The organism is Bacillus sp. SRB3LM (genome assembly GCF_015712745.1).
Taxonomy (GTDB): Bacteria; Bacillota; Bacilli; order Bacillales; family Bacillaceae_G; genus Bacillus_A; species Bacillus_A thuringiensis_K.
In genome coordinates this window covers 1-6,522 of sequence record NZ_VWVQ01000073.1, presented here as the reverse complement: position 1 = coordinate 6,522, position 6,522 = coordinate 1, and the positions used below count along the sequence as shown (strand labels likewise).

Below are 6,522 nucleotides of genomic sequence, written 5' to 3'. Positions count from 1 at the left end.
CGCACTCATCATTAAATGGAATGACTCCGTATCAGTATTCAAAATCAATTGCATAATCTATTTCATGTTCCAGTTTTTCTTGACCAGGTCAGAATGACTAATATAATTTAAATATTTGATTTGTCTAGTTTGGATTCCTTGAGACATCTTTTAATTAAAATTGAATAAGCTAAATTTTTACATCAAGCATTGTATTCATGCTGTTAATTCTAAAGAAAACACAACTAACTTTTATTTGATTAATTCTACAAGGGGCACGGCAACGATTCCTTCTTTTTTGGGCCACTGGCCATTTTATATAACATAATTTAGTATTTCATCATGATTCTAGTATTTGAAACAAGTCATATGAGACACTTTAGAATTAAGAAAATCAATAACTGAGTTATTATTCCAATAGAGTATACCTTATTGGGATAAATTTATAAGATGTTATTAAATTATTTATTCACATGAAAAATTAACATTTCTTAGATATCTTTTTAGCGGATAAGAACAGTTCTTTTGTAATTAGACCTGTGAATGGCCCAAAAAAGTACTAATCGTTGCCGTGCCCCTACAAGTTATACGAATACAAAAATCTAATCTATCCATTGTTTTCGGAAAATTGAAGCCAAAAAGTGCTGGTAGACATCTAAACAAAATAATCCTATATAACAAAGGGATGTTCTTATTAAAAAACTTAAACATTCTTATATTAATGTTTAAATGGTATCAAACAGCTGAAGCTATTTTATATAGTATAGAAGCAATGTCATACGTTTTAAAAAAAAGAATCCGTCCACCCAAAAACAAAATTTCTTAATCCTCCACCGTGGAATTAAAGTAGTCTAGAAAGTTCTGGTGATAAATTGTTCTTTTGTATCTGAACTTTTCCATCCAACTTTGATAAGATGAAGAAAAATTCATTAAATCACTTTAGCTGTATATCTGTTTTCTTTTTTTTATGTAACTTTATTAGAGAATTTTGTGCCATAACTAGTTACTATATTTGCACCAATGTAGTTACATTTTTCATATATATAATAACAAAAGGACTTATGAAGGGAGATTATGATGCATATAAATCAGCAATGCCAATGTGAAATTTGTAAAAATAATAAAAAAGAACTTCCTACAATATTCTCCAACATACATGAAGGTGATTTAATCAAAGTATTTTCTAATGGGAATTTTATGGGGGTAGGTACATTTTTGAAGTTTGAAAATAATCTAATTTTTTGGTTGGATAAACGAGGGAATATGAATATTACTGACCTTACCTTGAGTAATATAAAAAAAATTACTGCAAAAATTACAAAATAATACCTTCTTTATCATTTTAACCAAAGACTCTTTCCTTAAGGAAACTCTAAGTGCGAACAGATAGGAGCTGAATTAAAATTAAATTGCCAAAAGTTGTAAAGTAAAGAACCAGAACGGAACGTATTTTACATGCTACAGTTGGACAGAATCCTTCTGGCAGATACTTTGTATCATTGTTAATTGAAACAGAAGTATAAGAACGTCCGAAAACAAAATCTTACATTGGGATGGATGTAGGACAAAAAGATTTTTCCATTTTGTCAGATAAAACAATCTATAAAAATCTGAAATTTTTTCGATCATTAGAAGAAAAATTTGCGAAAGTACAGCATATTCTTTCAAAAAGAACCTTCTTACTAGAATAAACAGCTATTAAAGGTATCTAGAATGCATGAATACATAGCAAGTGCTAAAAAAGATTATTTAGATAAAATCTCGACCGAAATTATCAAAAAATATTCATATTTTTACTGTATGGAGATTACAGACGGATACATCGATGTTCATAGAAAATAAGCAGAGCCTCCAGTCGATTTAACTGAGAATAGTTCAATGAATATTATAAATCAAAAATTAACTATTGAAAGCTATGTAAAAAATTCATATCATGATTAATTAAAAAATTTAAATTAATCATGATATGGATTATTTTGTGTAAATTTGATTACAATCTAATAAATATTAATTAGATTCAAATCTTAAGATTTTTTAAACCAATTATAACTTTTAGTATATTTTATTTAACAATAGATTCATTATAATCCTGAATCATAAATTGTTTTTTCATCACAACAAGCAGTAACTTTTTGAATACTACTTACACGTAAATCAGTAAAATTCATGTTAGCATTTCGATCCATCCAAATTATTATATTTCCCTCAACGCGAATAAATGCACCGGTTCCAAGTAAATTCCCGCCTGAAAATAATCGAATTTTATCTCCTTCTGTAATGCCATAATATTTACACAAGTCCACACCGTTAATGTATGCCATTTTGGAGCCTCCTTTTTAATAACTCCTTATTGTATATGCGTATTTATATAAATATGCTTAGACGTTTATCATGGGAATAATATTGGTTTTGTTTATATAGTTAGTATGAAGGCCTTTGACTTGTGCAAATATGAACAGTTCTGTTGCAAAGTTAAAAAGGCATATGCCCTTTTATGAAATTTAGTTACTGTTTAAGCGGTAATAAACATTTGATGTAATTCATTATATGTCTTGAAAACACAATGTGGTTATTGTAAACTATTTTTTCAGTTAATATATACTTCCTCTATTTTATTTTTTGAAAATTATGTAAATTAAATTGAAATATGTATGAACCCAATTCATACTGTTTATTTTGGGAAACGATACACCTCATTCTTTTAGAATTTTAGATACATTTTAAAACAACAACAAATGTGGGTGGCTAGTGAACTCACTCACTTAGTACCTCTTACTAGCTTACTTAAAGTAAGGGTGTTTTAATGATTCAAGATCCTTATAACTGAAGGTATAGTCTGTATAACTTAATAAATATACGTAGCAAAAAGTTTCGAATTTCTCAAATCTCCTAATTCAAGTTCATAGTGGCGCAATATACAACGTATGTATAAACTAATAAACCAAAGTCTGGATTCAAACTTTGGTTTTAAAGAAATATATTTTTTAACACTGCGGTTGTTTTACCTTTTTTCAAAATACTACAGTATTTTGAACCAGTTTATAAGGAAGGCATAAATAACTTAATCTTTAATACCATTTGTAATTATTAATAATTAAATTGAAAAACACCGGTTAATTTCCATATTCGCGGATTTACTATGTCAAATGGTTCCAGTTGAATATTATCTATTTTCACATGGTTGCAATCCACCGCATGATATGGAAAAGGTTTCACACTATATTTTAAAACGGTATCGATTGAAATAGTGTCTGTATAGTACAATTGAATTGTATTTGATGTACTCCCCACAAAATTAATTTGAGTATTTTGTTCGGGTTTAATATCAATATTAGCTGCTATAGAAATACAGCCCCGCATAGTTAAAGTGTATAAATCGATTTCAATTTGCCCATAATCTTCTACATTAATGGTTTTCTTTCCAGTATCTTGTGCTATGGATAATCCGCTCACATCATACATAAACTGTGTTAAACCATGAGACACAACTCGATATCCACGAGGAATTTCTACTACACATTGAAATGGCACAGTTGACTGTTGTGTCTTCTTCATTATCGAATCCGGACCGTTAAAATCCTGTATAACGTCTTCCATAATTAGATACCCTCACTTTCCTTTTAATGGCATGTTTTTTTAATCTTACATAAATTAGCCTTTCATACTATTTAGTATTTCTATATTTTTAATTTATGCCTTTTTATTGTTATTCTTATATTTTTCACATAGATAATATCTATTTTGTCTGCGCTATTATCAATAATATTTACCAAATAGATAGGGGATATAGTTCGGTTTGGTACATCCAAAAAGCATTTTATATTGTATAAAAAAGAGGATGTTTTTCTGACTGCAAAATAAAGTTTTAACAGCGTTCTTTGTAATTTTTAAATCTAAATTTCCCCTTATTTTTTCAAAAAAATATCCGAGCTATCCTCTGAAACAAATACGATGCTCTTATTAACATTTATTCTGCAATTTCCTATTCATCGTTTTAATTCTAATTTTTCCTTAGTTTCTTCTAAAAAGTGTACAGGAATAATGGTAGACTATATTTCTTTTATTTTATATGTTATTTGGAATTTCTTCCTCAATAAAAGCGAAATAATTAGCTTCGGGCAAAGGAGCCTAATTCATAAAGTGATAGGCTAGGCTCTCTTAATGTTCAATAAATGGGATAGTATATAAAAGGTTGACATATGGTACACACTCTGCCAAATTTACTGCCATGAATAAAGATTTTGTTTGGTTAACAACCGTAGATAGTATTACGAGTTAGTCAGCTTTTCGCAACCTTTGGAATGCTTATACACATTAAAAAACAAAACAATGCCTCACGTGTCAAATTTAAGGCCAACAACATGCAATCCTATACTACAAAAAACAAATGAAAACATTTCCGTTTTAAGAAATAAAATGGGCAAAACTAGGTCTTGTTTAATAATTTGTCAAAATTCGTGAAGCAAAGGGGGTATTTTACATGATACAATTAGACAGAATCTTTTTGATATTATGTCATTATTAGTTGAAACAAAAGTACAAGCGCTTCCGAAAACACCTTTTTACATGGGAGTGGATGTAGGACTAAAAGATTTCAACAATTTTTCAGATGGAAAAACCTAGACAAACCAAAAATTTTTTCATTGGAATAAACAGCGCGTAAAGGTAGCTAGAATGTATACATACAGGGCAAACGCTAGAAAAGATTACTTGAACAAAATATCAACAAACACGATGTCATCGGTATAGAAGATTTACAAATATTGAATATATTCCAGAATCATAAGTTATCAAAAGCAAGTAGTGACGTATCATGGTCACAGTTTCAAAATCATTTGAAATATAAAGTAAAATGTACGAAAAACCAGTCACTGTTGTATCGAAAACATTTACTTCCAGTCAATTATATTCTTATTGTTGATATCGAAGCAACCACGTTATTAGATCTAAACCTGCGTAAATGAGGATGTCCTTCTTTCCGTATATACCATGATAGAGCGGGTTGTTAACTCCAGTATCACTCTAAAGAATAAAGGGATTAATTCTGTTTTTCCGTTCCGTTTTGGTAAAATTCCGCCTGCTTTTCATGAAAAAGAGTTTTTTCCTTATCACCCAGTAATTGATAACAAATAGCCAACTGTTGATGGGGAAGCCATGTGTGATATGCCTGTTCTGCCACAGACCAAGCATACCGATCTGGTGAAGGTTGCATATAAGCCGTTTTATACCAAAAAATAGCTGCTTCCACATGTCCTTTTCTTAAAAAATGTTCCCCCATACGACAACTAAATGCTGGATAAGGGACATCTAACGCCAGTGATTGTAATGTGAATTCTAACTCTTTTTCTGGTTGTTTCATCATTACATAACAGGTAGCTAATTGATGATAAATAAACATTTTATTTTCTAATGAAATCTCAGGATGCTCTTTACATTGTTCAAAATATTGAATTGCCTTATCATATTCTTTGTGTACTTTACATTCTCTTGCATAATGATACATATCAGATATATTCAATTTATAGCCTTTTTCCAAATGACGTTCATAAATTTGTATATTTCTACGTGCAGGTGATGCATGAGCATTTCCTACTTTAGTATGTGTAACACAAATATCCGAGTTAACACATGTATAAGAATCACCTATAGATAAATCTTCATGCACAATACCTTTCCACGTAAAGCCTTTACTGCGTTTTACTAGTCGTAACCGTTTCGTATAAGACACCACTTTTTTCTTGTCTTCGTGAAGCATTAAGTATTTCATGGAAACTGCATCCACATCCTCTGAAAGAGATTCTTTTAATCGTTTTAATTTGTTACTTTGCTCTGGTTCCAAAATATCATCTGCATCTAACCAGAAAATATAATCTTTTGTTGCATATTGAAAAGAAGCATTTCTGGCAGCAGAAAAATCATCAATCCATTCAAAAGAATATACATGTGATGTCCATTTTTTCGCAATCTCCTGCGTTCGGTCAGTAGAACCCGTATCTACAATAATGATTTCATCTGGAATTCCCTTCACAGACAATAAACAATTTTCTAGGTTATGTTCCTCATTTTTGACAATCAAACATAGGCTAATAGAAATCATATTGATTCCTCCCATACATTTTTATTTAGGGTCTATGCGGAATAACCCTCTATTATTCATATTCATTATATTTAATAATAAAATTTAACATTTAAATTACTGCTTTAATTAAAACAAGTCGCATATTCTTGAAACTGAAGACATCGATTCAAAAAAGTAGAATATATGCTTAAACTTTAATTGTGATGTAAATCACGAATGTTTTCATAATAGACAAAAAACAGGAAGTTAATTACAACGTTACACTACATTTGGGATTTAACCATTTCCCATCTCTATAGGATCACGCATACAAAGTGAGGTGGTACAGTAAAACTGGAACACAGTATAGAGATAAATTATTCTATATAAAAGGTGTTTCAGATGAAAAAACAGTATGATGAAACGTTTAAAAAACAATGTGTTGAATTGGTAATCAAAGAAGGGCGTACAATTTCCAGTATTCA

Annotated in this window: 4 protein-coding genes and 2 pseudogenes; 3 read left to right on the top strand and 3 right to left on the bottom strand. The window is 29.9% G+C overall.

Translation table 11 applies throughout. The features are described 5' to 3' along the window. Nucleotides 1–1,056 precede the first annotated feature (1,056 nt). Together F3I02_RS21115 and F3I02_RS21110 are read left to right on the top strand one after the other, a co-directional pair. Nucleotides 1,057–1,305, top strand: a complete 249-nt coding sequence (locus F3I02_RS21115) for a hypothetical protein (RefSeq protein WP_196478389.1) — start codon at nucleotides 1,057–1,059, stop codon at nucleotides 1,303–1,305. Between the two features lie 119 nt (nucleotides 1,306–1,424). Next, nucleotides 1,425–1,764 (top strand): annotated as a pseudogene (locus F3I02_RS21110) (transposase); the annotation flags it as partial. Nucleotides 1,765–2,060: 296 nt separating this feature from the next. Here the strand turns inward: F3I02_RS21110 and F3I02_RS21105 are convergent. Together F3I02_RS21105 and F3I02_RS21100 are read right to left on the bottom strand one after the other, a co-directional pair. Continuing rightward, nucleotides 2,061–2,300 (bottom strand): hypothetical protein, encoded by a 240-nt coding sequence (locus tag F3I02_RS21105; protein WP_196478388.1) that lies wholly within the window; start codon nucleotides 2,298–2,300, stop codon nucleotides 2,061–2,063. 766 nt (nucleotides 2,301–3,066) lie between these two features. Beyond that, entirely contained in the window at nucleotides 3,067–3,576 is a 510-nt protein-coding gene (locus F3I02_RS21100; protein ID WP_196478387.1) for a hypothetical protein, read from the bottom strand. Nucleotides 3,577–4,165: 589 nt separating this feature from the next. Between F3I02_RS21100 and F3I02_RS34105 the strand changes: the two are divergent. Further along, a pseudogene (locus tag F3I02_RS34105) lies at nucleotides 4,166–5,019 on the top strand (zinc ribbon domain-containing protein); the annotation flags it as partial. Here F3I02_RS34105 and F3I02_RS21090 read toward each other — a convergent pair. Beyond that, on the bottom strand, nucleotides 5,018–6,076 hold the full coding sequence (locus F3I02_RS21090) for a tetratricopeptide repeat-containing glycosyltransferase family 2 protein (RefSeq protein WP_230876879.1): 1,059 nt from the start codon (nucleotides 6,074–6,076) through the stop codon (nucleotides 5,018–5,020). The pseudogene F3I02_RS34105 and the gene F3I02_RS21090 overlap by 2 nt on opposite strands. Nucleotides 6,077–6,522 lie beyond the last annotated feature (446 nt).

Coding starts and splice junctions, on each gene's coding strand:
- F3I02_RS21115 (WP_196478389.1), top strand. CDS start 1,057: ATGCATATAAATCAGCAATGCCAATGTGAAATTTGTAAAAATAATAAA.
- F3I02_RS21090 (WP_230876879.1), bottom strand. CDS start 6,076: ATGATTTCTATTAGCCTATGTTTGATTGTCAAAAATGAGGAACATAAC.
- F3I02_RS21100 (WP_196478387.1), bottom strand. CDS start 3,576: ATGGAAGACGTTATACAGGATTTTAACGGTCCGGATTCGATAATGAAG.
- F3I02_RS21105 (WP_196478388.1), bottom strand. CDS start 2,300: ATGGCATACATTAACGGTGTGGACTTGTGTAAATATTATGGCATTACA.